The organism is Marinobacter sp. AN1, assembly GCF_026013985.1.
Taxonomy (GTDB): Bacteria; Pseudomonadota; Gammaproteobacteria; order Pseudomonadales; family Oleiphilaceae; genus Marinobacter; species Marinobacter segnicrescens.
In genome coordinates, this window is sequence record NZ_CP110342.1 from 1,385,972 (window position 1) to 1,411,370 (window position 25,399).

At 60.8% G+C, this 25,399-nt stretch carries 30 protein-coding genes; 15 read left to right on the top strand and 15 right to left on the bottom strand.

The genetic code is table 11. The features are described from left to right. The first annotated feature begins 1 nt into the window (after nucleotide 1). The 3 genes from LJ360_RS06255 (at nucleotide 2) to LJ360_RS06265 (ending at nucleotide 2,428) form a co-directional block, all read left to right on the top strand. On the top strand, nucleotides 2-1,066 hold the full coding sequence (locus LJ360_RS06255) for a succinylglutamate desuccinylase/aspartoacylase family protein (RefSeq protein WP_091849241.1): 1,065 nt from the start codon (nucleotides 2-4) through the stop codon (nucleotides 1,064-1,066). 236 nt (nucleotides 1,067-1,302) lie between these two features. Beyond that, entirely contained in the window at nucleotides 1,303-1,728 is a 426-nt protein-coding gene (locus tag LJ360_RS06260; RefSeq protein WP_264995612.1) for a secondary thiamine-phosphate synthase enzyme YjbQ, read from the top strand. A gap of 85 nt (nucleotides 1,729-1,813) precedes the next feature. Then, a complete protein-coding gene (locus LJ360_RS06265) occupies nucleotides 1,814-2,428 on the top strand; it encodes a 1-acyl-sn-glycerol-3-phosphate acyltransferase (protein WP_264995613.1) in 615 nt (204 codons plus the stop codon). Between the two features lie 33 nt (nucleotides 2,429-2,461). Here LJ360_RS06265 and LJ360_RS06270 read toward each other — a convergent pair whose 3' ends face one another. Beyond that, entirely contained in the window at nucleotides 2,462-3,673 is a 1,212-nt protein-coding gene (locus tag LJ360_RS06270) for an MFS transporter (RefSeq protein WP_091849239.1), read from the bottom strand. Nucleotides 3,674-3,937: 264 nt separating this feature from the next. Between LJ360_RS06270 and LJ360_RS06275 the strand changes: the two genes are divergently transcribed. After that, entirely contained in the window at nucleotides 3,938-4,309 is a 372-nt protein-coding gene (locus tag LJ360_RS06275) for a PA2779 family protein (protein WP_245742494.1), read from the top strand. Between the two features lie 4 nt (nucleotides 4,310-4,313). Further along, on the top strand, nucleotides 4,314-5,321 hold the full coding sequence (locus LJ360_RS06280) for a PA2778 family cysteine peptidase (protein WP_091849235.1): 1,008 nt from the start codon (nucleotides 4,314-4,316) through the stop codon (nucleotides 5,319-5,321). A gap of 63 nt (nucleotides 5,322-5,384) precedes the next feature. On the opposite strand, the gene LJ360_RS06285 is transcribed toward LJ360_RS06280, so the two are convergent. Next, the gene (locus LJ360_RS06285) at nucleotides 5,385-5,579 is read right to left on the bottom strand and encodes a DUF2892 domain-containing protein (protein WP_091849233.1); all 195 of its coding nucleotides are present in this window, start codon (nucleotides 5,577-5,579) and stop codon (nucleotides 5,385-5,387) included. Nucleotides 5,580-5,684: 105 nt separating this feature from the next. Here LJ360_RS06285 and LJ360_RS06290 point away from each other — a divergent pair, with 105 nt between their 5' ends. Both LJ360_RS06290 and LJ360_RS06295 read left to right on the top strand, forming a co-directional pair. After that, a complete protein-coding gene (locus tag LJ360_RS06290; protein WP_245742480.1) occupies nucleotides 5,685-6,314 on the top strand; it encodes a Crp/Fnr family transcriptional regulator in 630 nt (209 codons plus the stop codon). Then, on the top strand, nucleotides 6,314-6,589 hold the full coding sequence (locus LJ360_RS06295) for an acylphosphatase (RefSeq protein ID WP_091849231.1): 276 nt from the start codon (nucleotides 6,314-6,316) through the stop codon (nucleotides 6,587-6,589). Before LJ360_RS06290 ends, LJ360_RS06295 begins: the two co-directional genes overlap by 1 nt. Nucleotides 6,590-6,621: 32 nt before the next feature. Here the strand turns inward: LJ360_RS06295 and LJ360_RS06300 are convergent, their stop codons facing one another. The 7 genes from LJ360_RS06300 to LJ360_RS06330 all read right to left on the bottom strand — a co-directional run bounded on the left by LJ360_RS06300 (nucleotide 6,622) and on the right by LJ360_RS06330 (nucleotide 11,179). Further along, complete coding sequence (locus tag LJ360_RS06300) at nucleotides 6,622-8,007, bottom strand: PhoH family protein (RefSeq protein ID WP_245742478.1); 1,386 nt, start codon at nucleotides 8,005-8,007, stop codon at nucleotides 6,622-6,624. Between the two features lie 64 nt (nucleotides 8,008-8,071). After that, nucleotides 8,072-8,566, bottom strand: a complete 495-nt coding sequence (locus LJ360_RS06305) for an HPP family protein (protein ID WP_091849227.1) — start codon at nucleotides 8,564-8,566, stop codon at nucleotides 8,072-8,074. A 56-nt stretch (nucleotides 8,567-8,622) separates the two neighbouring features. Continuing rightward, nucleotides 8,623-8,880, bottom strand: a complete 258-nt coding sequence (minE, locus tag LJ360_RS06310; RefSeq protein WP_091849225.1) for a cell division topological specificity factor MinE — start codon at nucleotides 8,878-8,880, stop codon at nucleotides 8,623-8,625. Between the two features lie 5 nt (nucleotides 8,881-8,885). Beyond that, nucleotides 8,886-9,695 carry a septum site-determining protein MinD gene (gene minD / locus LJ360_RS06315; RefSeq protein WP_091849223.1) on the bottom strand — a complete coding sequence of 270 codons (810 nt, stop codon included), beginning with the start codon at nucleotides 9,693-9,695 and terminating at the stop codon, nucleotides 8,886-8,888. Nucleotides 9,696-9,738: 43 nt separating this feature from the next. Next, complete coding sequence (gene minC, locus LJ360_RS06320) at nucleotides 9,739-10,515, bottom strand: septum site-determining protein MinC (RefSeq protein WP_091849221.1); 777 nt, start codon at nucleotides 10,513-10,515, stop codon at nucleotides 9,739-9,741. After that, the gene (locus LJ360_RS06325; RefSeq protein ID WP_091849214.1) at nucleotides 10,512-10,889 is read right to left on the bottom strand and encodes a HopJ type III effector protein; all 378 of its coding nucleotides are present in this window, start codon (nucleotides 10,887-10,889) and stop codon (nucleotides 10,512-10,514) included. Before LJ360_RS06325 ends, minC begins: the two co-directional genes overlap by 4 nt. Continuing rightward, a complete protein-coding gene (locus LJ360_RS06330; RefSeq protein WP_091849206.1) occupies nucleotides 10,886-11,179 on the bottom strand; it encodes a DUF1244 domain-containing protein in 294 nt (97 codons plus the stop codon). Before LJ360_RS06330 ends, LJ360_RS06325 begins: the two co-directional genes overlap by 4 nt. A gap of 156 nt (nucleotides 11,180-11,335) precedes the next feature. On the opposite strand from LJ360_RS06330, the gene dinB reads away from it, so the two are divergent. Next, nucleotides 11,336-12,349 carry a DNA polymerase IV gene (gene dinB / locus LJ360_RS06335; RefSeq protein ID WP_245742492.1) on the top strand — a complete coding sequence of 338 codons (1,014 nt, stop codon included), beginning with the start codon at nucleotides 11,336-11,338 and terminating at the stop codon, nucleotides 12,347-12,349. Nucleotides 12,350-12,368: 19 nt separating this feature from the next. On the opposite strand, the gene LJ360_RS06340 is transcribed toward dinB, so the two are convergent. Both LJ360_RS06340 and LJ360_RS06345 read right to left on the bottom strand, forming a co-directional pair. Then, a complete protein-coding gene (locus LJ360_RS06340; protein ID WP_264995616.1) occupies nucleotides 12,369-12,683 on the bottom strand; it encodes a phosphatase PAP2 family protein in 315 nt (104 codons plus the stop codon). A gap of 234 nt (nucleotides 12,684-12,917) precedes the next feature. Then, nucleotides 12,918-14,135, bottom strand: a complete 1,218-nt coding sequence (locus LJ360_RS06345; RefSeq protein WP_091849203.1) for a glycosyltransferase family 4 protein — start codon at nucleotides 14,133-14,135, stop codon at nucleotides 12,918-12,920. Nucleotides 14,136-14,334: 199 nt separating this feature from the next. On the opposite strand from LJ360_RS06345, the gene LJ360_RS06350 reads away from it, so the two are divergent. From LJ360_RS06350 to LJ360_RS06365, 4 genes are all read left to right on the top strand, one after another. Next, nucleotides 14,335-15,372 carry an NADP(H)-dependent aldo-keto reductase gene (locus LJ360_RS06350; protein ID WP_091849202.1) on the top strand — a complete coding sequence of 346 codons (1,038 nt, stop codon included), beginning with the start codon at nucleotides 14,335-14,337 and terminating at the stop codon, nucleotides 15,370-15,372. Between the two features lie 224 nt (nucleotides 15,373-15,596). Beyond that, a complete protein-coding gene (locus LJ360_RS06355) occupies nucleotides 15,597-15,917 on the top strand; it encodes a hypothetical protein (RefSeq protein WP_091849201.1) in 321 nt (106 codons plus the stop codon). A 97-nt stretch (nucleotides 15,918-16,014) separates the two neighbouring features. Then, nucleotides 16,015-18,000, top strand: a complete 1,986-nt coding sequence (locus tag LJ360_RS06360; RefSeq protein WP_264995619.1) for an acetyl-CoA hydrolase/transferase C-terminal domain-containing protein — start codon at nucleotides 16,015-16,017, stop codon at nucleotides 17,998-18,000. Continuing rightward, nucleotides 18,000-18,467, top strand: coding sequence for an FKBP-type peptidyl-prolyl cis-trans isomerase (locus tag LJ360_RS06365; RefSeq protein ID WP_091849200.1), 468 nt, complete (start codon nucleotides 18,000-18,002; stop codon nucleotides 18,465-18,467). The genes LJ360_RS06360 and LJ360_RS06365 overlap by 1 nt, the downstream gene beginning before the upstream one ends. Here the strand turns inward: LJ360_RS06365 and LJ360_RS06370 are convergent. Next, nucleotides 18,383-19,210 (bottom strand): lysophospholipid acyltransferase family protein, encoded by an 828-nt coding sequence (locus LJ360_RS06370; protein ID WP_177185999.1) that lies wholly within the window; start codon nucleotides 19,208-19,210, stop codon nucleotides 18,383-18,385. The genes LJ360_RS06365 and LJ360_RS06370 overlap by 85 nt on opposite strands. 23 nt (nucleotides 19,211-19,233) lie before the next feature. After that, nucleotides 19,234-19,998 (bottom strand): GNAT family N-acetyltransferase, encoded by a 765-nt coding sequence (locus LJ360_RS06375; RefSeq protein ID WP_091849190.1) that lies wholly within the window; start codon nucleotides 19,996-19,998, stop codon nucleotides 19,234-19,236. A 349-nt stretch (nucleotides 19,999-20,347) separates the two neighbouring features. Here LJ360_RS06375 and LJ360_RS06380 point away from each other — a divergent pair, with 349 nt between their 5' ends. Further along, nucleotides 20,348-21,094, top strand: a complete 747-nt coding sequence (locus LJ360_RS06380) for a response regulator (RefSeq protein WP_091849189.1) — start codon at nucleotides 20,348-20,350, stop codon at nucleotides 21,092-21,094. Between the two features lie 54 nt (nucleotides 21,095-21,148). After that, nucleotides 21,149-22,699 carry an ATP-binding protein gene (locus tag LJ360_RS06385; protein ID WP_091849188.1) on the top strand — a complete coding sequence of 517 codons (1,551 nt, stop codon included), beginning with the start codon at nucleotides 21,149-21,151 and terminating at the stop codon, nucleotides 22,697-22,699. A gap of 22 nt (nucleotides 22,700-22,721) precedes the next feature. On the opposite strand, the gene LJ360_RS06390 is transcribed toward LJ360_RS06385, so the two are convergent. Both LJ360_RS06390 and argF read right to left on the bottom strand, forming a co-directional pair. Further along, entirely contained in the window at nucleotides 22,722-23,792 is a 1,071-nt protein-coding gene (locus tag LJ360_RS06390) for an ABC transporter ATP-binding protein (RefSeq protein WP_091849186.1), read from the bottom strand. A 48-nt stretch (nucleotides 23,793-23,840) separates the two neighbouring features. After that, a complete protein-coding gene (gene argF, locus LJ360_RS06395) occupies nucleotides 23,841-24,758 on the bottom strand; it encodes an ornithine carbamoyltransferase (RefSeq protein ID WP_091849364.1) in 918 nt (305 codons plus the stop codon). A gap of 309 nt (nucleotides 24,759-25,067) precedes the next feature. Here argF and grxD point away from each other — a divergent pair, with 309 nt between their 5' ends. Continuing rightward, the gene (gene grxD / locus LJ360_RS06400; protein ID WP_091849185.1) at nucleotides 25,068-25,394 is read left to right on the top strand and encodes a Grx4 family monothiol glutaredoxin; all 327 of its coding nucleotides are present in this window, start codon (nucleotides 25,068-25,070) and stop codon (nucleotides 25,392-25,394) included. Nucleotides 25,395-25,399: the final 5 nt, after the last annotated feature.

Here is a 25,399-nt window from a genome sequence, read left to right on the forward strand (position 1 = left end):
TGTGGCCCGAGCACCCTTTATTATTGCGGACACTGAAATAAAGGCAGGCACCCGGCAAACCGTCGAGGTGCCTGTCGCCAAGCTATATACCCACACACCCCTGCATATCCCGGTGGAGGTGGTTCATGGCCGGCGTGACGGTCCGGTGCTAATGGTGTGCGGTGCCATCCATGGCGATGAAATCAACGGTGTCGAAATCGTCCGCAGGGTGCTGAAGAACTCGGCGTTGCGCCACCTTCGGGGCACACTGGTCGCCGTGCCCATCGTCAATATCTTCGGATTCGTACAGCGCACCCGCTACCTGCCGGATCGGCGGGACCTTAACCGTTGTTTTCCGGGCAGCGAGAGCGGCTCCCTGGGCGGGCGCATCGCCTATCTGTTGCGCACCCAGATCATGGAGAAGGTCACCCACATCATCGACCTGCACACCGGCGCCATTCACCGCTTCAACCTGCCGCAGATTCGTGCGGAGCTGAAAAACCCGGAGACCGTGCGCATGGCCGAGGCCTTCGGCGCGCCGATCATCCTCAATGCCAGCCTGCGGGAAGGTAGCCTGCGGGAATACGCCGACTCCCAGGATATTCCGGTTATCACCTTTGAGGGCGGTGAGGCGCTGCGGTTTGACGACGTGGTCATCACCAGCGGCGTAAAAGGCGTAATCCGGGTCATGCGGGCGCTGGAAATGATCCCCAGCAAGAAGGGGCCGAAAGCGCCTCGCAAACGGTCAGAAACCGCTGCCATGTCTACCTGGGTGCGGGCCGATATCGACGGCATCATGCGGCCCGTGGCCAAGCTGGGGCAAAAGGTGCGCAAGGGCCAGCGCCTGGCCATGGTAGCTGACCCGTTCGGCGAGACCGAGGAAAGCGTGGTGTCGCCCATCTCCGGCATCGTTATCTGTGTCAACAATCTCCCGCTGGTGAACGAAGGTGAAGCCATCTACCACGTCGCCCGGTTCGACGAACTGGGTGAGGCGGAGAAGGCCATGGACTACTTTCGCTCGTCCCTCGACCCAGAGGTGACGGAGGCGGTATTGCCGGTGCATCCATGGGACAATGACCCCAAGTAAGCGGGTTACCCGAGCTGACCCTGGGTGGTAAATGTCAGCGGTAACTTACAGGTTAGCTCGGACGGTGTGGCGGGACAGGTTTTCGCAGCAGGGCCATGGATGGCCCGGAGCAAGGCGGGCGCCAGGACGGCCCCTGAATTGCGGCGGAGAAAACCTGTCCCGCCTCAGCGGCCAGCCCCCAAACCCTGACCCCGTGCCCAACCTGGAACAGAATTGACCAAGAAAGGGGAGCCAACATGATCTGGGACCAGACAACCATCCAGCTCAAGGAATACCCGAGAGGTGTCCACCTCATCACCAACGACGTGCTCGCCAATGGTCCCGAACTGGTCAACTGCCAGGTAGGCCTGCTGCACCTGTTTATCCAGCACACGTCGGCCTCGCTGGCCATCAACGAAAACGCCGACCCGGACGTACGGGGTGATATAGAGCGCCACCTCAACGTCATGGTGCCGGAAAACGCTTCTCACTATGAGCACACCCTGGAAGGCCCGGATGACATGCCGGCGCATATCAAAAGTATCCTCATTGGCCCGAGCCTGACTATACCCGTAAGTGGCGGCCACCTGGCCCTGGGTACCTGGCAGGGCATTTACCTCTGCGAGCACCGCAACCGGGGCGGCGGACGGCGTATCGTGGCGACCCTGCAGGGGCGTTGGTAAGATCCGGTCAAGCGCGACAGAGCTTTCGTTGAGCTGTCTGAGCAGTCAATTACAATAACGCCTCGCCATGAGAGGAGGCAGTACCGTGGCCCAGCCGCATTTCGAAGACCAGCGCAAACCAATCCTCACCCAGCGTGCGGTGATGAAACTGATCAACCTCTTTGGTTGGCGGGTTCCCCCGTTCCCGGACGTCGAAAAGGCCATTGTCGTAGGTGGCCCCCATACCTCCAACTGGGACGGAGTGATCGGCCTGAGCGGGGCAGTGGCCCTGGGATTGCACGCCCGTTTCCTGATCAAGCATGACCTGTTCAGGGGCCCGATGGGCTGGATCCTGCGCAAGCTTGGAGGTATCCCTGTGAACCGGGCCAGGGCCGGTGGCGTGGTGGGGCAGGCCGTTCGCCAGTTACAGGGAAGTGACCGCCTGATACTTGTTGTGACACCGGAGGGCACCCGCAGTAACGCCAGCCAGTGGAAGACAGGCTTTCACCGGATTGCCCGGGAGGCCGGTGTGCCCATCATAGTGACTGTCGCGGATTACAGCAGGCGGGAGCTACGTTTCCCGCTGGTCCTGGAGGCCACCGATGACCTGGCGGCAGACCTCGAACAGATCTATCAGTGCTTTGCCGAGGTAACCCCCAGACACCCCGAAAAGCTGTCGGCTCCGGTGAGGGAGCGTTTCCTGGCCCGGAACCCGGAGTGATCAACGCAGGCGTAGGGACTGCTGCCTGCGCCTTCAGATCCGGACTGGTGCTGTCATGCGCTGCTGGCTGTGCCGGCTGTACCAGCAAAGCAGGATGCCAAACGCCATCAGGGATGATGTGATGGTAAATACCCGGGCAAAGCCGGCGGACTCGATAATCACCCCGGCAACGGCAGGACCGATCAGCTGACCGACCGCAAAGAACAGGGTAACGAAACTGACCGCCACCGGCGCCAGCCGGGGGTGGACGGTTTCCGTGGAAGCGGCCAGGACTGACGTAAACAGCCCTGAAACGCACAGGCCCAGGATCAGGAAATGTGCAGCAAAGGCCGGCAGGGTGGGTGACAGCACCGGCAGGGCCATGGCGCTGGCACTGAAGGCCATACACAGCACCAGGGAGTTGGAGCGTCCGATGCGGTCCGAGATCCAGCCCCAGAAAGGCCCGGCTACCAGGCCCAGCAAGCCCATCACCGAAGCCAGCCGCCCGGCTGTCAGGGCGGGAACGCCCGACTCAAGGGCAAAACTGAACATGAAGATGGTCTGTACGATGTAGGTCAGGCCGACGATGCCGTAGATCAGGCCGACGTTGATGACATGGGGGTTCCGGTAGACCCCTGAGCGAGCAGCGGGTACCGGATCCTGTGGGCCGCCACTGCCGCCTGCACCAGGCGGGTTCTTCAGGAACAGGGCAACCACCACCGAGACCACCACTGCCGCACTCGCGAAAACGCCCCATACCAGTCGCCAGCCGCTTTCCGGCCAGGCAGTGGTCAGCCAGGGCACCAGCACACCCGCAATAAACAGTCCCAGCCCCACACCGCCGTTGGCGAAGCCGATTACCGCACCACGCTTTTCCGGATACCAGCTGCCCAGCAGGGAAATCAGCGGTGTATAACCGAAGGCCGTCCCGAAGCCAAGGAAGGCCATCATGGCCATGCTGAACACGTAGCCCTGGGACAACGCCATACCGGTAAAGCCAATAGCCGCGAAACCCAGACCGATCAGGATGGCCTGCTTGCCACCGTATCGCGATGCGAACACCCCGGCCACCATCAGCAGGGCCAGATACCCCAGTGCAGTGACCGTGCCCAGGTTGGCGGCTTGGGCGTAGCTGATTCCCATGCCCTCCCGCATGCCCGGAACCACCAGGCCATAGGCCAGGCGTGCAAACACGACCAGGGTGATGGTGCACATCATGCCGGTGACGATCATCAGGGGCATCGGGGGGCGATCGGGGGTGTTCATGAGGGTTACCGAAGTTGTTGTTAGTAGACTATCGAAAAGTAGGCGAATGGCCTTTCCAGGTCAACATCTGTTGCGTCAGCCTGGAAGATTGCGATTGTGTCACCTTGCTATACATTCCGGCATCGCTGGTCCAGTATTAGCATGCGTATGGCCGATGTCCGGTGGGACAAATCTGCCGATAAATCAGAACCTTCAAAAAAGGAAACCGTTATGGACGTTAGGAAAACCCTCCGGCGCCCTGTGGCGTTATTCATGATCGTATTGATGAGTCTGACCACCACCGGTATGGCGTTCGCCCAGGGCGGAACCGTGCCTACGGAACCGGTTTCCACTGCGGAGGTGCTTCAGTCGGAGCAAATCCGTGTGGACCGTGCTGAACTCAAGGCCATGCTGGCGACCGGCGAGGTGCAGGAGAAGCTCGCATCACTTGGCGTCGACCCCGGGCAGGTCGAGGAGCGCATCGATAGCCTGACCGCCGAGGAGTTGTCCGAGTTCAACCAGGCGCTGGATGAATCGCCTGCAGGTGCCGGTGTTGGCAGTGTGGTTGGCATCATCGTGCTGTTCCTGCTGGTGTTCATCATCACTGATATGCTCTGTGCGACAGATATCTACAGCTTCGTCAACTGCGTCAACTGACACCATGCCTGTTGCATCAGCCGGCCCGGTGCGGGCCGGCCTCCTTTCGCTTCTCGTCATCCTGCTCGCTGGCTGTGCCGGGCCGGGCCACTACCCGGGGCCGGAAACCTATAAGCAGAGTGGTGTATCTGACCGCACCGTGATCGATTCCGTGCCGTTCTATCCACAGGAAGACTACCAGTGCGGACCGGCCGCGCTCGCCATGGGGCTCAACCATCGGGGTGCGGAGGTCTCGTTAGCCGAAATGGTCGACCGGGTGTACCTGCCAGGCCGCAAGGGGAGCCTGCAGGTGGAGATGGTTGCTGCTGCCCGGGCCGAGGGCATGCTGGTGTACCCCCTGGAAAAGGAACTGGATGCGATAATCCGGGAAGTCGATGCGGGTAATCCCGTGCTGGTTTTCCAGAACCTGCGGCTGGACTGGTGGCCGCAGTGGCACTTTGCCGTGGTGATTGGCTATGACCTTCCGGCGCAGGAGTTTATCCTTCATTCCGGTACCGACGAACAAGTCCGGGAGCCGTTCCGGGGGTTTGACAACACCTGGGGGCGGGCAGACCGGTGGGCGCGGGTCATCCTGCCACCGGGTGAACTTCCCGCGACGGCAAAACCGGTAACCTATGTGCGGGCCGCCCATGACCTGGAAGAGGTTGGCCAGATTAAAAGCGCGGCAACCTCCTATCGCGCTGCGGTTGACGCATGGCCTGACAGCCTCGCTGCCGGATTTGCCCATGCCAATTTCCTGCTTTCAGCGGAGCAATGGGGCGAAGCCGGTGAGGCTTTCCGCCGGTTATTGACCTTCCATCCGGGATCTGCGCCGGGCTGGCACAATTTCGGTGTTGCCCTGGCGCGTAACCAGTGTCCCCTGGCGGCTCGCCAGGCCTTTGCCTGTGCGGGCAAGCTGGCACCTGAGGATGAGCGTTTCCGGTCGCCTGAGCAGGGAAGTGGCGATCGTGATGCGAAGGCGGCCTGCGCCATTACCAGTTTATTGGAAGCGGCGGGGTGTGGCAGGGAGTAATACCAAAGGAAGCCCGGCCGGGCGGCCCCGGCCGGGGAAAGTCCGATCTGGTGTAAGCCCGCCCTACGAACGCTTTGTGGGGCAGGTCTTGATGCCTATGATCGAGTATAGCGGGCAAACGCCGATGGCGGCGGTTACCAGCGGAATGATACCGATCCAGCCCCAGGGAGTCTGAGGTCCGACAAAAACCAGGCTCAGTAGAACCAGCCCGATAATGACACGGATCACCCGATCCGCACTGCCCATGTTCTTGGTCATGTTGCCACTCCTCGTGTGGTTTATGTCATTGCCAATGTACGCTGACGGCGTGCCGTGCTCAGTGATAAAGTCACATTCAAACCACTAACTGAACAGGGAGAGCCAGTGGCCGCCCAACATGCTTTGCTCGAATGCCTCAGTCCGCCCCTGCGGATGGAAGCGGAGCGTTATGCGCAACCGGTTCACCTGTCCGCTGGCGACGTGGTCTTCCGTGCCGGCGATAGTTGCCGGGGCCTCCCGCTGGTGATCAGCGGTTCCGTCCGGGTGCAGATGCTGGGGGCATCCGGTCACGGTATCGTGCTTTATCGTATGGGGCCGGACGACCTGTGCACCCTGTCCATTGGCTGTCTGATGGCTGGCCGTGGCTACCGGGCAGAGGCGCATGTGGAAGAACCCACGGAAGCCCTGCTGATGCCCCGCCAGGCCTTTGACCGGCTGATGGCTCAGTCCGCTGAATTCCGCCAGCAGGTGATGGCGTCGTACGGAAGGCGCCTGGATGACCTGATGCTGCTGGTGGAGGAGATCGCTTTTGGCAGGCTGGATCAGCGCCTGCTTGAGTGGCTGAGAGCCCATGCTAATGGCCGGCCCGCGCTCATCACTCACCAGGAGCTGGCAGTGGAGCTGGGTACCGCCCGCGAGGTCGTCAGCCGTCTGCTGAAAGATTTTGAGCGTCACGGCCGGGTCCGGTTGGCCCGGGGGCGAGTGGAGTTACTGGAATCACAGGAGATCGACTGATGGATACCCAGCAGCGACACCTGATGGTGGAAGGCCATGTTCAGGGTGTGTCTTACCGTGCGTACACCGAACGGCATGCGAGTGAGCTTGGCCTCGAAGGCTATGTGCGAAACCTGACCGATGGCCGGGTGGAAATCGTTGCGGAAGGTCCCCTGAAGGCACTGGATGAGCTGGAAGAGTGGTGCTGGCAAGGGCCGCCCGCGGCGAAGGTCAGCGCTGTCCGGGCAGAGACGCGCCCGGCCAGTGGCGGCTTCAGCGGATTCGTAATCCGCTGAAGCGCGTGGCTGTATACGGTCTTTGATGCCTTCTACAAATTGGCTTCCGCGTATTCGGCCAGTACTGACCGGGGCACACCCTGCAGGTGGATATGGCCGCCATGGCGGAAACCCTTGAAGCGCTCGGTCATGTAGGTCAGGCCTGAACTCAGGGCGCTCAGGTAGGGTGTGTCGATCTGGGCCAGGTTGCCCAGGCAGATCACCTTGGAGCCATTGCCGGCCCGGGTGATGATGGTCTTGATCTGGTGGGGAGTCAGGTTCTGGGACTCGTCGATGATGATCAGCGAGTGCTGAAAGCTGCGACCCCGGATATAGTTCATCGACTTGAAGTGCAGGGGCACCTTGCTGAGGATGTAGTCCACGCTGGCGGTCATGTTCTCGTCATCCTCATGGAGGGCCTCCAGGTTATCCACGATGGCGCCCAGCCAGGGTTCCATCTTTTCAGCCTCGGTACCCGGCAAAAAGCCGATATCCTCGTCCAGTCCCTGGGTGGACCGGGTGGCAATAATGCGCTTGTACATCTTGCTGGCCACGGTCATCTCGATGCAGGCGGCCAGGGCCAGGATGGTCTTGCCCGAGCCGGCCGAGCCGGTCAGGTTCACCAGGTGCACCTCCGGGTCCAGCAGCAGGTTCAGGGCCATAGCCTGGTAGATATCCCGCGGTACCAATCCCCAGACCTCCTCGTCCAGCAGGTCCTGACGGTGCAGGTCCTGGAGCACCAGGGTGTCCTCGTCGACAGCCACCACCTTGCCGATAAAGCCCAGCTGGTCGATCACAAACTCGTTGATGTTGAGTTTCGAAAGCTCGCCCTCCCGTCGCAGAATGTGCTCGGTTACCGCTTCCCGCTGCACCGTCTCCACCTTCTCGATCTTGTCCCAGAAGGAGTTGGGGAACTCGTGGTAGCCCTTGGGCAGCAGGTCGATGTCATCCAGCAACTGGTCATTGTGATAATCCTGGGCTTCGACACCAAACCCGCGGGCTTTCAGCCGCATGTTGATATCCTTGCTCACCAGGATGATGTCACGGGCCTTGTAGCGGGACTGCAGTTCCGCCAGGGTGTTGATGATTTTGTTGTCGTTCAGGTGCTCGGGCAGGGAATGGCTGCCGGCGTTGCCGGTGCTCATCAGTATGGAAAGGGTGCCCAGGGGCTTCGCCTTCTTGGCCCGCACGATGGGAACGCCTTTTTCGATGTCCTTGGGGCTTGCGTCTCCCAACAGCTTGTCGATGTTACGGATCGCCTGGCGACAGTCAGCAGCAACCGCCTGTTTGCCGGATTTGAGGCTATCGAGTTCTTCCAGGACGGTCATCGGCAGGATGACATCATGTTCTTCGAAATTGAGGAGGGCGTTGGGGTCGTGGATCAGGACGTTGGTGTCGAGAACGTACATTTTTCGGCGAGCTTGCGGTGCTCTGGGCATAGGGCGCGATACCTCTCTGGCAGGCGTCTTGCGGTCTCCAGGTCCCCGGGAGTGAATGCGCAGTTCACTCGCTGTCGGCACAGCGCCGAGTCAGGGATTGGTCGGATATCAGTTTCAGCATGTCATAGGTGGTGATGATGCCGGTGATCTTCTTGTCCCGTGTCACGAAGATGCGATGCAGGTGTTCTCCCATCATGATATCCGCAATGTCTCTCACCGGAGTCGACTCGTCAACTGAAAACACCTGTGGGGTCATAATATCGCGAACTTCGACAGGTAAACGGGTCATTTCTTCCAGGATGGCCATGCGCAGACGGCGCACTTCTTTCTGCTCTTCCGGCGTCAGCCTGGCCCAGGCCCTGGGTTTGCGGTCGGAGGACCAGCGGAACTCGGCAATGTCCTTGAGGGTGGCAATGCCGACAATATCGCCATGATCGTCCACCACCGGGCTGCCGGTGATTTCGTTTTCGGTAAGAAAGCGGGCGAGTCGATCCATGGTCCAGGATGCGGGAACAGCCTTGACGCTGGGCGTCATGATGTCGCGGGCGAGAACGGTCATGGATCTCCCTTCCTTGCGATTGGCGGGCCCGCTCAGGCGAGACGAACCCGCCAGGCTTAGCGGCGTTCAGGCAGGGTAACGTTCAGCTCCAGTACGGAGCAGTCGTCGTTACGGTCCACTTCCACCTGAACCTGGTCATCGTCAATCTGGACGTATTTGCGAATAACCGCAACCAGTTCCCGCTGCAATTCCGGGAGGTAATCGGGCTGGTCGCGCTTGCCCCGTTCATGGGCCACGATAATCTGAAGCCGTTCTTTGGCAACGTTCGCCGACCCCGTGTTTTTTCGGGACCGGAAATAATCTAGGAAGCTCATCCTGTTTACCCCTTGAACATCCGTGCGAAAAAGCCTTTCTTCTGGGAACTCATGAAGCGGTGCTCCCGCTCCTCTCCCAGAAGTCGTGCAACGGCGTCGTCATAGGCCTGGCCGGCATCACTCTGATCTTCAAGAATGACAGGCGTGCCCTGGTTGGAGGCGTTGAGAACCACCTGGGACTCGGGGATGACACCCAGCAGGGGAATGGCAAGGATCTCCTCCACATCCGCCACTGAGAGCATTTCGCCCTTCTCAACGCGATCGGGGTTGTACCGCGTCAGCAGCAGGTGTTCCTTGACGGGATCCTGCCCCATCTCAGCCCGGCGGGACTTGCTTTGCAGGATACCGAGAATGCGGTCGGAGTCCCGCACCGAGGATACCTCGGGGTTGGTGACCACGATTGCCTCGTCGGCGTAGTACAGCGCCATCAGCGCGCCATGCTCGATGCCGGCGGGGGAGTCGCAAACGATATAGTCGAAGGTTTCTGACAGCTCGTTGATGACTTTTTCCACGCCTTCCTTGGTCAGGGCTTCTTTCTCCCGGGTCTGGGAGGCGGGCAGGATGTAGAGCGTATCAACCCGCTTGTCCCGGATAAGGGCCTGGTTGAGGCTGGCGTCGCCCTGGATGACGTTAACGAAGTCATACACCACCCGACGCTCACAGTTCATGATCAGGTCCAGGTTACGCAGGCCCACGTCAAAATCGATCACCACGGTCTTGTGCCCGCGGCGGGCCAGACCGGTACTGATGGAAGCACTGGTGGTGGTCTTGCCGACCCCGCCTTTTCCTGATGTGACAACGATGATTCTAGCCAAGGTTGCGGTCCTGTCTGCTGATGATTGATTTTTTGTCAGGGGGTCAGCCCGGGGAGCGGTCAAGTGGTGTGACCACCAGCAGGTCGTCCCTGAGCTGGATCTGCACCGGGGCTTTCCAGCCGCGCTCCTGCAGATCTTCCGAGATTTTATAGTGGCCGGCAATGGACACAAGCTCTGCCTCCAGGGACTGGCAGAACACCCGTGCCTCTTCCTGGCCATGGACGCCGGCAAGCGCTCTGCCGCGCAAGGGGCCATATACATGAATGTTACCTGCCGCCAGTACTTCGGCGCCAGCCTGAACCGGCGCAAGGATAATTAAATCCCCTTCAGGGGCGTAAACCTGCTGGCCGGAACGCACCGGCTGCGACACGATGCGGGCCGGCGCCGGGTTGGCGGGGGTGCTTTCAGCGTTGGGTGCGTCCGTTCCACTCTCTGCTGCCGGACCGGTTTCGGGGCCTTTTTCCGGCGACGAGGGCCTGTCATTCTGGCCGCTGCCTGGTAGCACCGCGATGGCAGCATGACGCGCCAGCCGGCGCTGGTCCTCATCGCCGCCCCGTACACCCACTACATGGATGTCGTGGCGCCGACAGATTCCCAACAGCTTGAAGAAATCCAGCTCGGCGGTCGGGCCTTGGTAGTGATCGAGGCTGATGAGGATGGGAATGTTCCGGAAAAAGCCCGGGGCCTGGCGGATTTTCTCCCGCAGGGCTGCTTCGAAGGATTCCTCGTCAAAGTAGGCCAACTCGAGGGCGGTCAGGGAGACGGTGGTGCCCTTGAGCTGGAAGGCGGGCCGGTCATTGGCCTGCAGCGCGTCGGTCATGCTTGCGTGTCCTGGATTGTGGATGTGGTCTGGGGCCTCAGGGCCGGGCCATCGAAAGCGATACCGGACCAACCGGTGGCCATGAACTGACGAATATTGCCATGGCTGCTGCCGGCCGGGTCGTCAAGCACATCACGATAGTGACGGCCGAACAGTGCCAGGGCCTGGGCCTCGTTCAGGTTGCTGAACTGGGCCAGGGCAAACACCTTGCAGGAACCCTCGTTCTCGCCGGCGGCATTGTACAGCGGCCCATTACGGAAACCAGTGGGCGAGTAATCAAAGTACCGGCCAACCAGTGCGAGGGTGTCCTCGAAGTCCGAGTGGCCGGCCGCCAGGGATGCGAGGTGAATGCGGACGGCTTCATTGATGTTCATTCCCTGTGGTCTCCGCTATGGGGCTGTTTCGGGCCCTGCTGATACCTGGCTTTCCAGTCGTCGTAGGGCATACCATAGATATGCTCCCGCGCTTCGGCATCGGTCAGTGCGATGCCGCGCTCTTCTGCCTCGGATCGCATCCATTTGGACAGGCAGTTGCGGCAGAAGCCGGCCAGGTTCATCAGGTCGATGTTCTGGACCTCGGTATGGGTCTGCAGATGGCTGACCAGCCGGCGGAAGGCCGCCGCCTCGATCTCGGTGCGGGTCTGGCCGGAAAATTCATTGTTCATGGTTTCAGGTTCCTGTGCCGGGAATGGCCTGCAAATGTCTGACATTCTCGGCAACAGCGCGTAAGATACAAGGCTGTACGTTTATACAGAGGCTGCCGTAACCTGGTGCGCAAGATCATCCACATCGACTGCGACTGTTTCTATGCCGCGGTAGAAATGCGGGACGATCCCTCATTACGGGAGGTACCCATTGCCGTGGGTGGCCAGAGTGGACGCGGCGTGGTGACCACCTGCAACTACCGCGCCCGGGCCTTCGGTGTGCGCTCCGCCATGCCCGGGGGCGAGGCCCGGCGCTTGTGCCCGGAGCTGGTCATGGTGCCCCTGGACATGCCCCGCTACCGGGAGGTCTCCCGCCAGGTGATGGCCATCTTCCGGGAGCTGACCGACCTGGTGGAACCCCTGTCGCTGGATGAGGCCTTCCTGGATGTCAGTGAGGTGGAGGCCTTCCAGGGCAGCGCCACCCTGATGGCCCGCCATATTCGCCAGCAGGTGTGGGAGCGTATCGGGATTACCGTGTCCGCCGGCGTCGCCCCGAACAAGTTCCTGGCCAAGATCGCCAGCGACTGGAACAAACCGGACGGCCTGTTCGTGATTACCCCGGAACAGGTGGATGATTTCGTCAAGGTATTGCCGGTGGAAAAACTGTCCGGAGTCGGGCCTGTTACCGCCGGCAAGCTCAATGACCGGGGCCTGCAGACCTGCGGTGACCTCAGGGAGGCCGGTGAAGCAGAGCTGGTCCGGCTGTTCGGCAAACAGGGCCTTCGCCTTTGGCATATGGCCCATGGCCGGGATGACCGCCCGGTGGTCGTTACACGGGTGGCCAAGTCGGTCAGTGTCGAGCGCACTTTCTCCCGGGACCTGCCGGGCAAGGAGGCCTGCCAGCAGGTCATGACAAGCCTCGTGGACGACTTGCACCGCCGGCTGGAGCGTAAGGGCAGTCACAAGCCCCTGCACAAACTGTTTATCAAGGTCCGCTACAGCGATTTCTCTACCCACACCCTGGAGCGGGTAAGAGAGCCGGGGCCGGACGCCATGCCGGTAGCCGGGGAGTTCCTGCCCCTGCTCGATGAACTGGTGACAGACGAACACCGGCCTGTTCGTCTGCTCGGCGTAGGGGTAAGGTTCCGGGAAGACAGCGCGCCGATTACCCAGTTACGACTGTTCGAATAGGCCCGGCCAGCAAGTGCTCTCAACCTGCCGCGACTGTGCCAAACCATGCCAGCAGCGGCCCTGCACCCAGCGCCACCCAGACTACGCCCATCACGCCACCAACCAGCGCGCCGGCCAGGACATCGCTGGGGTAGTGCAGTCCGAGCACAACCCGCGACGCTGCCACCGCCAGGGTAAACGGGAGTACCACAAGGGCCAGCGCCGGCAGGGTCAGTGCCAGTACGGTGGTGAAGCAGACCGCATGAAGTGTGTGGCCCGAGGGAAAGCTGTAGCGGTCCAGCGGCGGTGTACCACAATGGATAACCGGGAATGAGATAAAGGGTCGCTCCCGCACCAGGGTTCGCTTGAGGCATTTGTAGGTGAGGGTGCAGGTGAGCCGGCGCCGGTCATCAGCAACGCAATCGCCAGCCCTTCATCCGGATACATCAGCGGCAGGGACAGGATCAGCGCATACCAGAGCCAACCGTCCCCGAGCCGGCTGACCACCTGGAACAGCATGGTGACCGGCCGAAAGCGCAGGCTGCTGTTAATCATCCGGCAGAAGGCAAATTCCGCCTGGTCGACCTGGTCAAAGAAGCGGGATACCCGGGGTGACGGCATGGCAGCGGTCCCTCCTCTTGAGGGTGAGGGTGAGTTGTTCGAATTGCTCCACCTGGCTGGCCCAGTCAAGGTCCAGTGCATCCAGTCGCGCCTGTTGGCGGATGTTGCCCAGCAAGGTGTTCTGCTGGGCCAGGGTCAAGGCGTGTTCTACAAAGGCCTCATCATCGTCCAGGGCGGCGATCATGCCGTTCTCCTGGTGACGGATATGCTCACTGGCCGCCGCATCGTCAAAGGCCACCACCGCCAGCCCGCTGGCCATGGCTTCTGTCACCACATTGCCGAAAGTGTCGGTCTTGCTGGGGAACAGGAACAGGTCGCCGGAGGCATAGTGCCGGGCCAGGTCTTCCCCCTTGCGGACACCGCAGAAAATGTAGTCGGGATGCCTGGCCTGCAGTCGCCTGCGTTGCGGCCCGTCACCGACCAGCACGAACCTTGCCTTCGGGTGCAGGGCGCGTACCCGCTCGAAACAGGAGACGGCCAGCTGCAGGTTCTTCTCTGATGCGAGCCTGCCCACGTAGAGTACCGCCCGGTCCTGTGGCTGCAGCCCCCAGGCCTCACGTAACCCCGGGTCCCGTTTGCCGGGAGCGAACAGCTGGCAGTCGACGCCCCGGCTCCAGAGCCCCACGGGATGGATTCCCATTGCCTGGATCCGCGCTGCCATGGCCCGGGTCGGTACCAGGGTGAGGGCGGTGCGGTTGTGAAACCAGCGCCCGTAGCGTTCCAGCAGGCGTGAGAGGAAGGCCGCATGGTAATGCCGGCTGTAGCTGTGGAAGTTGGTATGAAAGCCCGAGCAAACCGGAATGCCCAATTCCCTGGCGGCGGCAACTGCCACCACCCCGAGCGGGCCCTGGGTCGCTACGTATACCAGGTCAGGACGCTTCTGCCGCCACAGGTCAGATAGTCGCCGCCGGCGAGTCAGCCCGACTTGCAGGCCCGGGTAGCCTGGCAGGGGCAGGCCTGCTACCCGCACCAGGTCATGGTGCAAGACAATGCCAGGCTCTGGGAGCTCACCTACGCCCTTGTCCCCGGTCTGGGCTGGTCGTACCACCTGTACCTCATGGCCCCGAGTACACAGCCCCCGGCACAGCTGTTTCAGGGTGTTGGCCACCCCGTTGATCTCCGGAGCAAAGGTTTCCGAGACGATCGTGATCCGGCGAGGAGGGGGCTGACTACTGACTGTGTTCATTCAGAGACCTTGCTGGATGATTCGGGTGGTTGCGGTTAACCTCTTGGTCCATTAACGAGACAACTGACTTGTTTTCCATATACTCACTATGGAAATCAAATATGACCGTCAGACTTCAGTGTTGTGACATTCCCTTGAAACCCACGCCAGGACTGACCCGGGCGTGCAGAGTGAGATTAACCAAGCCGTAGGAGGAAGGATGGAAAAGCGAAGACTGGGCCGTACCGACCTGGACGTGAGCCTGATCTGCCTGGGCACCATGACCTGGGGGGAGCAGAACACCGAGCAGGAAGCCTTCGAGCAACTGGACTACGCTACCGGTGAAGGCATCAACTTCATCGATGCTGCAGAAATGTACCCGGTCCCGCCGAAGGCTGAAACCCAGGGTCTGACCGAACAATACCTGGGTAACTGGCTGGCACGTCGGGGACGCCGGGATGACCTGGTAATAGCCTCGAAGGTGGCAGGTCCCGGCAACGGGCTCACCTACCTGCGTAACGGCCCGCGCCTGACCCGGGAACACATCCGCGAAGCCTGTGATGCCAGCCTCAAACGACTGCAGACGGACTACATCGATCTGTACCAGGTGCATTGGCCGGACCGGAATACCAATTTCTTCGGCAAGCTGGGTTACCGTCATCGCGAGGACGAGGATTTCACGCCCATCGAGGAAACCCTGGACGCCCTCCATGAGCTGGTGCAGGAAGGCAAGGTCCGCCACATCGGCCTGTCCAATGAAACGCCCTGGGGCACCATGAAGTACCTGCAGCTGGCCGAGCAGAATGGCTGGCCCCGTCCGGTGTCCATCCAGAATCCCTATAACCTGCTGAACCGGACTTTCGAGCAGGGCCTGGCGGAAGTGGCCCACCGTGAAGATGTCGGCCTATTGGCCTATTCGCCGCTGGCGTTCGGCATGCTCACCGGCAAGTACCTGGACGGTCAGCGGCCGGAGAACGCACGGATTACCCTATTCAAACGCTTCGTCCGCTACCAGGGCGAACGTGCCGAAAAGGCCATCCGCGCGTATTGCGACCTGGCCAGAGCCCATGGTCTGACACCGGCACACCTGGCCCTGGCCTGGGTGAACAGCCGCCGCTTTGTAACCAGCAATATTATTGGGGCCACTACCATGGAACAGCTGCGGGAGAACATGGATTCGGTGAGCATCAGCCTCAGCGATGAGGTGCTCGATGCATTGGAAGGACTGCACCAGGAATTTACCTACCCCTGCCCGTGAAAACCCACCTTGCCGACAGGCCAGGATGGCCTGTTGAGTACCCCGGCGCAGGTCGTCTGTGACCTGTTTCCGGGGTGGATACATTTTGTTACATTCAAAGACAAACTGTTTCTGAAACGTCCCTTCTGCTGTGCATCCAGTCACAGAGTTCTGTGTGCAAACCGTTAGACTTTGGTCATAATTGTTAAATCCATTTTACAAGTGACTTCGCAGGCAGAAATCCCATGATCCTTCGCCTTTTCGTTGCCCTTCTGATCCTGAATACGGTGGCCTTTGTCGTCCGTGCTGAGGCGGGTGAACGAGAGGCTCTGCCCACCGAAATCTATAATGGTAATCCCTCGGAGATCCAGGATCGCATGTCAGGTGATTTTATCTATGACGACGAGGATGCCTTGCTGGACCTGGGCTCCCGCCTGCTCAGCTGGCGCCTGTCGGACTCTGCCGATCGCCATGGTCGCCGTTTTGCCTCTGAATCCGCACAGCCGGACCACTCCATCGCCCTGATCAACGAAGGCGCTGCCCTCAACCTGCGCTGGAACTTCTGAGCCCCAGCTCATCACCTCGCTTCAACGGATTTGTCAGCCTTCTGGTGACATGGGATGATCCTCCCATTGCTTGCACCCAGGGAGGCGTGATCTATCCATGTCTGAAATACCGGAAGACATCATGGCACCCACGGCTGACGCCTGTGTGGATGCGGTTATTGAGCGGGTTGGCAAGCGTATTGTGCTGGGGCTGCCCCTGGGGCTGGGCAAGCCCGTCAGGCTGGCTAACGCACTTTACGAGCGGGCCTGCAATGACCCGACCCTTGATCTTCACATCGTAACCGCAATCTCCCTGTTGGCACCGAAGGGCAGCTCAGCTCTGGAGCAGGGGTTTCTCGGTCCTTTCGTGGCAAGGCTCTATGGCGAAGTGCCGGAATTGCGCTACGCTCGAGATGTTATGGAGCGCAGGCTGCCGGCAAATGTGAAAGTGTCCGAGTTCTTCTTCAAGGCGGGCAGCTTCCTCGATAATGAAGAGCAGCAGCGCAACTACGTCTGCACCAATTACACCCATGCGGTGCGGGATTTACTGGCGCAGGGGATCAATGTTGTCTTCCAGATGGTGTCGCCACCCCGGGAGCCGGGCGGGGCGCTTAGCCTGAGCTGTAACCCTGACCTGACACTGGACTTGCTGCCGCAACTGCGCCAGCAGGAAACGGCCGGGCAGAAGGTGGCCGTGGTGGGAGAACTGAACCGGAACCTGCCCTGGCTGGGCCACCATGCGGCCATCCCTTGCTCCGATTTCGACGTGTTACTCAAACAGCCAGAGTCGGACTACGACCTGTTCCCGGTGCCGCAGCAGTCCATCAGCCCACCAGACCACCTGATCGGCTTTTACGCCAGCACGCTGCTCCGGGATGGCGGAACATTGCAGGTAGGTATAGGGTCCCTGGGCGCTGCGGTAGTGCACAGCGCCATTCTCCGCCACCGTCATAATGAGCAGTGGCAGGCGTTATACGACCATCTCAAGGTAGCTGCGCGCTTTCCGTTCGTTTCCGCTGAAGGGGACACCGGACCATTCCGGGAAGGTTTGTACGGTTGCAGCGAGATGATGGTGGATGGCTTTATCCAATTGATGAAGGCCGGTGTGTTGAAGCGTCAGGTTTACGAGGACCCCGACACCCAGGAGCGGGCCAACCGGGGAGAGCCGGTGACCGATGACGGTGTGGTCATGCATGGCGGCTTCTATCTGGGGCCTGCGGACTTCTACCAGCAGCTTCGAGACCTGGATGAAGAGGGCCGGGCCAGGATCTCCATGACCAGCGTGAACTTTATCAATGACCTTTACGACCATCGCTTTGGTAGCCAGCGTCTCAAGGTCGCCCAGCGGCGCCATGCCCGCTTCATCAATTCAGCGATGATGCACACCCTGGCCGGAGCAGCGGTTTCCGACGGGCTGGACGATGGCCGTGTTGTCAGTGGTGTCGGGGGGCAGTACAACTTTGTGGCTATGGCCCACGACCTGCCCGGGGCCCGCTCGGTGATCACCCTGCGCAGCACCCGGGAGAGTGGTGGCGAGACGCTCTCGAATATCGTGTTTGGCTATGGTCACTGCACGATTCCCCGCCACCTGAGGGATATTGTGATTACTGAATACGGGCTGGCCGATCTGAGGGGCAAGCCGGATGTAGAGGTCTACCTTGCGCTGATCCGCATCGCTGATGCCCGGTTTCAGCCAGCGTTGCTGAAAGAGGCCAAGGCGGCGGGCAAGGTGCGCAAGGACTTCGAGTTGCCCGCCTCCTGGCGGGAAAATACTCCGGAGCATGTCCGGGAGGCCCTGACGTCCGTGGGCAACGGTGACGCGTTTCCGGCGTTTCCATTCGGTTGTGACTTTACCGACGAGGAGTTGGTGCTGGCCAGGGCGTTGCAGGCGCTGAAGTCGGCAACGGCAACCACCCGTGGTAAGCTGCGCACCTTCGCCAGGGCTGTCAGGGCTGATGTAAGCCAGGAAATATTGCAGCCCTGGTTCGAGCGCATGGGCCTGGCCTCCGGGCGGGGGCCAGGGGCCCGACTCAATCGCCGGCTGCTAACCGTTGCCCTGGAGCAGACCGGCGCGCTGAATTCATCCGGAGAAACCGTTAACTGATGCAACGTCCATTGATCTACACGGTCCACTATCGTCTCAAGAACCGCAATGCCGAGGTGGTAGACACCTCAGAAGGCGGCGAGCCCCTGACCTTCCTTGATGGCGCCAGCCATGTTATCGAAGGTATCCAGAAAGCCGTGAGGGGCCGTGGTCCCGGCGACTGCCTGGAGGTTACCGTACCCCCTGAACTCGCCTATGGTGAGCATAACCCGGAGCTGGTGCGCAAGGTGCCGCGGTCAGCATTTGAGGGTGTGGAGAACCTGCAGGTGGGTATGAAGTTCCAGACAAATACGGGTGAAGAAGCCCAGGTGGTTCAGGTGGTCGGTATCGACGGAAACCTGATCCGTGTGGATGCGAACCACCCATTGGCGGGCTTCACGCTTTACTTCGACCTCGAGATCATCTCGGTACGGGAGGCCACGGACGACGAGGTGGCCGCCGGGCAGCCGCTTATGCCTGCTTCCTGATGGCTACGGCGTAAGCCTTCAAGGATCACCTCCCGCACCTGGTCACTCAGTTCCCGTGCGCTGACGCCTGCGACCGGTGTAATCGCCGGGTGCCAGGTCACCCGAACTTCCGGTGCCGGGGCTGACAGTAGCCGCAGCAGGTGATGGTGGAACTCATCGTCACCGGTGAACGGCGCGATATGACAGGGTTCACCCTCCCGCAGGTAGGCGATGGACACTGGCACTATGGGCACTTCGGCTGCCGTGGCGGCACCGATCAGTCGAGGAAAAAACGGCAGAACCGTAAGGCCTGCGGATGTGGTGCCTTCAGGGAATACCAGAACCGACTGCCCTGCCTTGAGGGTGCGGGTGATATCCTGCCGGCGCTGGGCAGCCTCTCCGCCACCCCGACGGATAAACATCGTACCGGCCTGCTGCGCCAGCCAGCCTACCAACGGCCAGCTGGCGACCTCCGCTTTTGACAGGAAGCGGATCTCCATCAGTCCGCCCAGAACAGGGATATCCGTCCAGGAGATGTGATTGCTAAGCAGCAATACCGGTTCTGCCGGCGGCGTTCCTGATTCGGAAATGTGAATACCCAGACAGCGGCAGCAGGCCAGAAAGCAGGTCCGCGCCACCGGCGACCGGTTATGACGACGTCCGGTCAGGCGGTCCATCATCAGGAGCATCAGCGCAACGGCGGTAATTACGCCCAATACCAGCAGCAGAAAGGTCAGTCTGATCAGCAGGCGAACTACCGCCATTGTTCTCTCCGTATCAGCTCCCCTCATGCTCCTTGCGGGATACGCCGCATGAAATGGCGGCTGTATCGGGCAGAAAGATCACTGACTTCCAGCAGCACCAGAACGTCAGCGCAGCGGAATTCGGGATCCCAGCAAGGTTCTCCGCATACCCGGGCCCCCAGCCGCATGTAGGCTCGGATCAGCGCCGGTATCTCTACCGGGCGTTCCGGGTTTGACCGGGTCAGGTGGGGTAGCTCGCGTTTCGGCCAAACCCGGTCATCTTCTGATGAAAGATACCGGTCCTGGAGATGTCGGGCAACACGCCAGGCTTTCAGTCCACCGTCCTGCATGCTGATGCTGGCACAACCGATCACCCTGTCTACCCGATGTTCCGTGAGCCACCCCGCGAGGGTGGACCAGAGCAGGCCGATAGTGGCGCCATTACGGTAGTCCGGATGGACGCAGGTGCGACCCAGCTCGGCAACGCGCCCGGGTCGGGCAAGCAGCCGGCTCAGGTCGAATTCGTTTTCTGAATAGAAGCCCCCGGTTTCATGGCTGTGATCCTGGCGCAGGATGCGGGTAGTGGCAACCGGCTCCCCGGTAACTCCGTCAGTGACCATGAGGTGATCGCACCAACGATCAAAGGGGTCGGCGTCCAGCCCCGGGGTGGCAGCGCCCAGATCAGAGCCATACTCAGTTGAGAAAACCTGGTAGCGCAGCCGCTGGGCACGTTCTACCTCTACCGGGTCGCGGGTCACACAGGTATTGAGTCGACGGGAAACATCGGCACGGGCGGTTAATGCGGTCATCGGGCGCTCTCTGGTTGTCCGTTCAGGAACAGGCTATGAAGACGCTGTGACAGCCCGGTGACCTCCCGGTGACGACTCTGTGACGATGTCGGGCCCTGCGGTGATGGCTACAGTGGCGAAGGGGCTCAGGAGTGCTATCTTTTGTGACTGGGGGTTACATTGCGTGGCATCATGTATTTCCCGCGTCAGTATGTATAATCGTTGTTACATGAACCGGCTAAGCGACTGAGTTTATTCATGACGCTTTATCGGCTATATGTAACAGGGCTGGCCGGAGGGGTGCCGGCAATTACGCAAGGGTGCTGCCGTAGCCGGGGCGCTCTCTGACGGATAACAACACAAAGCAGAGATGGATGGCGTGGAACAGACAAACGAAGGCTGGCGAATCCTGATTGTCGAGGACGACGAACGTCTGGCGGACCTGACCCGTGAGTACCTTGAGAGCAATGGCCTGGTGGTGAGCCACGAGAGTCATGGTGGCAATGCGGTGGAGCGTATCCGTAATGAGCGCCCGGACCTGGTAGTGCTTGACCTGATGCTCCCCGGAGAGGATGGCCTGTCCATCTGCCGCCGGGTACGTCCCTTCTACGAGGGGCCGATTATCATGCTGACGGCTCGCAGCGACGACCTTGACCAGGTCCTCGGCCTGGAAATGGGGGCGGATGACTACGTTGGCAAGCCGGTAAAGCCCAGGGTACTGCTGGCCAGGATCCGCGCGCTGCTGCGGCGGGCTGGTGGCCCCGCAGGGGCTGAGGGCGAAACCGCTGCCGGCGGTTCTGACGACGAACCGGTCCGGCTACAGTTCAACGACCTGGTGGTCGACCGTTCCATGCGTGAGGCCTGGCTGAACAATGAAAGCATCGACCTTACCAGTGCCGAATTCGACCTGCTCTGGTTGTTGGCCCGTAGTGCCGGGCGGGTGCTCAGTCGTGAAGAGATTTTTACGGCGTTACGGGGCATTGAGTACGATGGCCAGGACCGTTCCATTGACGTCCGGGTGTCGCGGATCCGGCCGAAGATCGGTGATGATCCGGTGCATCCGCGCCGCATCAAGACGGTACGCAGTAAAGGCTACCTGTTCGTCAAGGAAGCCTGATCCCGGACCGGGCAGTGTCGTGAAATCCCTATGCTGCCCCAGCCTGGCTGACCCATGCCCGTAACTTTTTCCATCAAGCTGTTCACACGTCTCGCCGGCCTTGCGGTGTTGATCGCGCTTGTCTGTTCGCTGGTTGCCTGGGGGCTGTCATCGGTTCGCCACCAGGCCTGGCAGGAGCAGTTGGCGACTCCCCTGATGACCTGGCTGGCCCGAACTCCCTCTCCGGGGCAGCATTACCACTGGCTACCACGTCTCTATGACTTCCGCATCCGAGATGCAGACGCGCTGAACCTGGACGCCGTCTCCCTGGAGCGTCTGGGCTATGGCCATACCCTGGTAAAGGGGGACCAGCTGGGCCCCCGGGTCCTGGTGGCGAGGCCTGCGGGTGGCGTGCTCTCCATGCGACTACGTAATCTGTATCCGGACGTGGCTGAAGCTACGGCACTGGTTCTGTTGTGGCACCTTAACGAGATACCGGCAGCTGACCGGGAATCTGCGGCCATTCCGCTGGCGGAGTCGCTGGGTGTTCGCCTTTCGGCACTGGCGGATTCCCGTCGGCTACCCCAACCGGAAGTCCTGACACGGGTCTGGGAACGCAATATTGCCTGGTATGGCGACCAGGAGCAGGGCCACGTATTGCTTCGGCTCGATGATGGAACCCTGATGCGAATGGATATGCCTGGGGGCTTCCGGGCGCTTACCTTGCCGGTCCTGGTATTGTTGGTGGGGCTGGCGGCGCTGGTTCTGCTCGTTGCTGTGCGCCTGCTGATGCGGGATCTTGAGCACAGCCTCCGGTCCGTGGAGTCGGTTGCCGTCCGAATCGCCCGGGGTGACCTGGAAGCCAGGGTGGAGCTGGGGCAGGGGAGCCTGGTTTCGCGCCTTGCCCGGTCCTTCAACGGTATGGCGGAACAGATCCAGCGGCTGGTCGAGGTTCAGCGGGAAATGATCCACGCTGTTTCCCATGAGCTGCGTACCCCTGTGGCCCGTATTCGTTTCGGTGTGCAGATGATCGAAACGGCCCGTGATGAACAAGCCCTGCATCGACAGCTGGACGGCATCGACAACGACATCCAGGAGCTGGACGAACTGATCGATGAAATTCTCACCTACGCCAGGCTGGAACAGGGCGGGCCAGTATTCAGCCTGCGGCCAGCCAGCGTGACCGATATCGTCCGCCAGGTGGTGGAAGAGCAGGGGGTCCTGCACCCGGCAACGGCTATCGAGGCAGTGATTCCGGAACAGTCTGAGCTGTTTTCTGAAAGCGATATTGAGCCACGATACCTGCATCGGGCGATCCAGAACCTGGTGGGCAATGCCTGTCGGTATGCAACTGGCAAGGTAAGGGTAAGCTGCCTGCTGGATGAACAAAACTGTCGGGTAGACGTGGAAGATGACGGGCCGGGTATCCCGGAGCAGGAGTGGGAGAAGGTGTTCAGCGCCTTCGCGCGCCTTGATGACAGTCGAACCCGCAATTCCGGGGGCTACGGGCTGGGTTTGTCCATTGTTCGCCGTATCCTGTTCTGGCACGGTGGCCAGTCCTTTGTCAGTCGTAGCGACGATCTGGGGGGCGCAAGGTTCAGCCTGGTTTGGCCACGCCGACAGTAATGTACGGGTTGTAAAACCGGGCTCAGGTGCGTTCGAACGCAATCAGGTGGTCAGCCTCGACCCGAACCGGCACATGTTCTCCCAGGCGGAAGTCGAGGTGGCTGCGGAAAAGTGCTTCGAACTCGGTGTCCTCGGACATGTGAAAGCGGTAAAGCGTGGAAGTGCCGGCAAAGGTTTTCTCGACTACCCTGGGTTGGAGCTCTGACTCTTCGTCGTAGACAATATCGTCCGGCCGGATAAGCACGTCGAGCAGGGTGCCGGGTTGCCAGCGGTAGGCCCGGTTACCTACCAGGTGGCCGAGTTCAGAGTCGATGGTATCCGGCCCGGTAGCCCGCCCCGGAATAAAGGCCCCCTGGCCTATAAAGCCTGCGACAAAGCGGTTGGCGGGTTCGTGGTACAGGTTGTAGGGCACATCCCACTGCTGCACGCGACCGTCCTTGAGCACCGCGACCTGGTCACACATGGCAAAGGCTTCCTGCTGGTCATGGGTGACCAGCAGTGCACTGATCCCGAGGTCCTTGAGGATATCCCGCACGTCCAGGCTGAGGCGTCGGCGCAGGTCGGCATCCAGGTTGGAGAAGGGCTCGTCCAGCAGGATCAGGGTAGGCTCGGGCGCTAGCGCCCGGGCCAGGGCAACCCGTTGCTGCTGCCCACCGGACAGCTGGTGCGGGTACTGGTCGGCAAGGTCCTGGAGGTGCACAAGCTGCAGCAGTTCCATCACCTTGGCGTGTCTTTCGCCCCGTTTCATTCCCTTGAGACCGAAGCCGACATTCTCGGCAATGGTGAGGTGGGGGAACAGCGCATAGTCCTGGAAGACCATTCCGATGCGGCGCTTCTCTGGTGGCGTGGTTCGCCCGGGCAGGCTGATGGCCTGGCCATTGAGGCGAATTTCCCCCTCGCTCACTGGCAGAAACCCCGCCAGTGCCCGCAGGATAGTACTCTTGCCGCAACCGCTGGGGCCCAGCAGGCAGCCGATATCCCCGTGACCCAGGGCAAAGCTCACATCCGAAACCACGTTGCCGTCACCATATCCGCAGCCCAGCGCCCGGACATCCAGCAACCAGGTGTCGGTAGTGAGGTTATGTGGGGGCATGGGCAATGACTCCGGTCAGCCGTAGTGGAAGGGTTGCAGCGGGCCGGCTTACTGTTCCAGCCGGCCGAGGATCAGGAACTCCAGCAGGGCCTTCTGGGCGTGCAGGCGGTTTTCAGCCTCATCCCAGACGACGGAGCCGGGATGATCCAGCATGCCATCGGAAATCTCCTCGCCCCTGTGAGCCGGCAGGCAATGCATGAACAGCGCGTCGCTTGCGGCCAGGGCCATCAGTTCGCTGTTGACCTGGTAAGGCGCGAACACCTTCTTGCGGGCATCTGCTTCTTCTTCCTGGCCCATGGACGCCCACACATCGGTGACGATCAGGTGGCTGCCGCGGGCGGCATCACGGGGATCCTCGAAAACACTGACACAGTCCTCATTGGCCTCAAGCAGGGCAGGGTCAGGGGCATAGCCTTCCGGGCAGGCAACGTTCAGCTGGAAACCGAACAGGCGGGCAGCGTTGATGTAGGAGTTGCACATGTTATTGCCATCGCCGACCCAGGTCACGGTGGCGCCGGCAATATCACCCCGGTGCTCCCGGTAGGTCTGCATGTCGGCCAGCAACTGACAGGGATGGAAGTCATCGGTCAGGGCATTGATGACCGGTACCCTGGAAACACTGGCAAAGCGGTCCACGGTCTCGTGGGCGAAGGTGCGGATCATTACCGCATCCACCATGCTGGAGATAACCCGTGCAGAATCCTCGATAGGTTCACCGCGACCCAGCTGCGTGTCCCGGGGTGAGAGGAACATGGCACTGCCCCCGAGCTGGGCCATGCCCGCCTCGAAGGATACCCGGGTGCGGGTGGAGGACTTTTCGAAAATCATCGCCAGCACGCGGTTTGACAGGGTGCTCCGAACCTTGCCGGCCTGCCACTCACGGCGAAGGAAACTGGCGTGGTCCAATAGCGCGTTCAGTTCCTTGATGTTCAGGTCGTTGAGAGTGAGAAAGTGTCTTACAGCCATGGCGATGCCCGTTATCATTTCCCGGCCGACAGCAAACGAGAATACCGCCGGAATGCGAATCCCGCACCGGCTGCACGGCCAAAATTAAGGAAGCCCCGGGAAAATCGTGACAGTGAATGTCAGGACTTTCCGAGGGGCTCCCGGGGGTCCCTGCGGGACGAAAAGACCAAGTCTATAGGGTTCCCGTGGGGATGACAATTGACGGGTATCACGCCCGGCGGGTCCCGGAGATACCTGAGTATGTTGGTCGGAATTGGCGTTGGCGTGTACAATAAACGCCAGATCAATCCCCACGCGTGAGGTGATATTGTGGATATCAATGAGCAAATCAAGAGCCAACTGGAAGAGAACCCGGTAATCCTGTACATGAAAGGCACTCCCCAGGCACCACAGTGTGGTTTTTCTGCCCGCACCGTGCAGGCAGTCATGGCCTGCGGTGAGCGGTTCGCGTTTGTGAACATCCTGGATAACCAGGAACTGCGTGAAGGCCTGAAGGCCTACTCCAGCTGGCCGACCTACCCCCAGCTCTACGTCAACGGTGAGCTTGTTGGTGGATGTGATATCGTCCTTGAGCTTTCCGAGAGTGGTGAGTTGGCTGAAATGATCAAATCTGCAGCCAAGCAGCAGGAAGCCTGACCGAA

Bases quoted from the DNA above. Each gene is read 5' to 3' on its own strand.
- LJ360_RS06260 (WP_264995612.1), top strand. From the start codon at position 1,303: ATGATCTGGGACCAGACAACCATCCAGCTCAAGGAATACCCGAGAGGT.
- LJ360_RS06270 (WP_091849239.1), bottom strand. From the start codon at position 3,673: ATGAACACCCCCGATCGCCCCCCGATGCCCCTGATGATCGTCACCGGC.
- LJ360_RS06275 (WP_245742494.1), top strand. From the start codon at position 3,938: ATGAGTCTGACCACCACCGGTATGGCGTTCGCCCAGGGCGGAACCGTG.
- LJ360_RS06280 (WP_091849235.1), top strand. From the start codon at position 4,314: ATGCCTGTTGCATCAGCCGGCCCGGTGCGGGCCGGCCTCCTTTCGCTT.
- LJ360_RS06285 (WP_091849233.1), bottom strand. From the start codon at position 5,579: ATGACCAAGAACATGGGCAGTGCGGATCGGGTGATCCGTGTCATTATC.
- LJ360_RS06295 (WP_091849231.1), top strand. From the start codon at position 6,314: ATGGATACCCAGCAGCGACACCTGATGGTGGAAGGCCATGTTCAGGGT.
- LJ360_RS06300 (WP_245742478.1), bottom strand. From the start codon at position 8,007: ATGCCCAGAGCACCGCAAGCTCGCCGAAAAATGTACGTTCTCGACACC.
- LJ360_RS06305 (WP_091849227.1), bottom strand. From the start codon at position 8,566: ATGACCGTTCTCGCCCGCGACATCATGACGCCCAGCGTCAAGGCTGTT.
- minE (WP_091849225.1), bottom strand. From the start codon at position 8,880: ATGAGCTTCCTAGATTATTTCCGGTCCCGAAAAAACACGGGGTCGGCG.
- minC (WP_091849221.1), bottom strand. From the start codon at position 10,515: ATGACCGACGCGCTGCAGGCCAATGACCGGCCCGCCTTCCAGCTCAAG.
- LJ360_RS06325 (WP_091849214.1), bottom strand. From the start codon at position 10,889: ATGAACATCAATGAAGCCGTCCGCATTCACCTCGCATCCCTGGCGGCC.
- LJ360_RS06330 (WP_091849206.1), bottom strand. From the start codon at position 11,179: ATGAACAATGAATTTTCCGGCCAGACCCGCACCGAGATCGAGGCGGCG.
- dinB (WP_245742492.1), top strand. From the start codon at position 11,336: ATGCGGGACGATCCCTCATTACGGGAGGTACCCATTGCCGTGGGTGGC.
- LJ360_RS06345 (WP_091849203.1), bottom strand. From the start codon at position 14,135: ATGAACACAGTCAGTAGTCAGCCCCCTCCTCGCCGGATCACGATCGTC.
- LJ360_RS06350 (WP_091849202.1), top strand. From the start codon at position 14,335: ATGGAAAAGCGAAGACTGGGCCGTACCGACCTGGACGTGAGCCTGATC.
- LJ360_RS06355 (WP_091849201.1), top strand. From the start codon at position 15,597: ATGATCCTTCGCCTTTTCGTTGCCCTTCTGATCCTGAATACGGTGGCC.
- LJ360_RS06360 (WP_264995619.1), top strand. From the start codon at position 16,015: ATGTCTGAAATACCGGAAGACATCATGGCACCCACGGCTGACGCCTGT.
- LJ360_RS06365 (WP_091849200.1), top strand. From the start codon at position 18,000: ATGCAACGTCCATTGATCTACACGGTCCACTATCGTCTCAAGAACCGC.
- LJ360_RS06370 (WP_177185999.1), bottom strand. From the start codon at position 19,210: ATGGCGGTAGTTCGCCTGCTGATCAGACTGACCTTTCTGCTGCTGGTA.
- LJ360_RS06375 (WP_091849190.1), bottom strand. From the start codon at position 19,998: ATGACCGCATTAACCGCCCGTGCCGATGTTTCCCGTCGACTCAATACC.
- LJ360_RS06380 (WP_091849189.1), top strand. From the start codon at position 20,348: ATGGATGGCGTGGAACAGACAAACGAAGGCTGGCGAATCCTGATTGTC.
- LJ360_RS06385 (WP_091849188.1), top strand. From the start codon at position 21,149: ATGCCCGTAACTTTTTCCATCAAGCTGTTCACACGTCTCGCCGGCCTT.
- LJ360_RS06390 (WP_091849186.1), bottom strand. From the start codon at position 23,792: ATGCCCCCACATAACCTCACTACCGACACCTGGTTGCTGGATGTCCGG.
- argF (WP_091849364.1), bottom strand. From the start codon at position 24,758: ATGGCTGTAAGACACTTTCTCACTCTCAACGACCTGAACATCAAGGAA.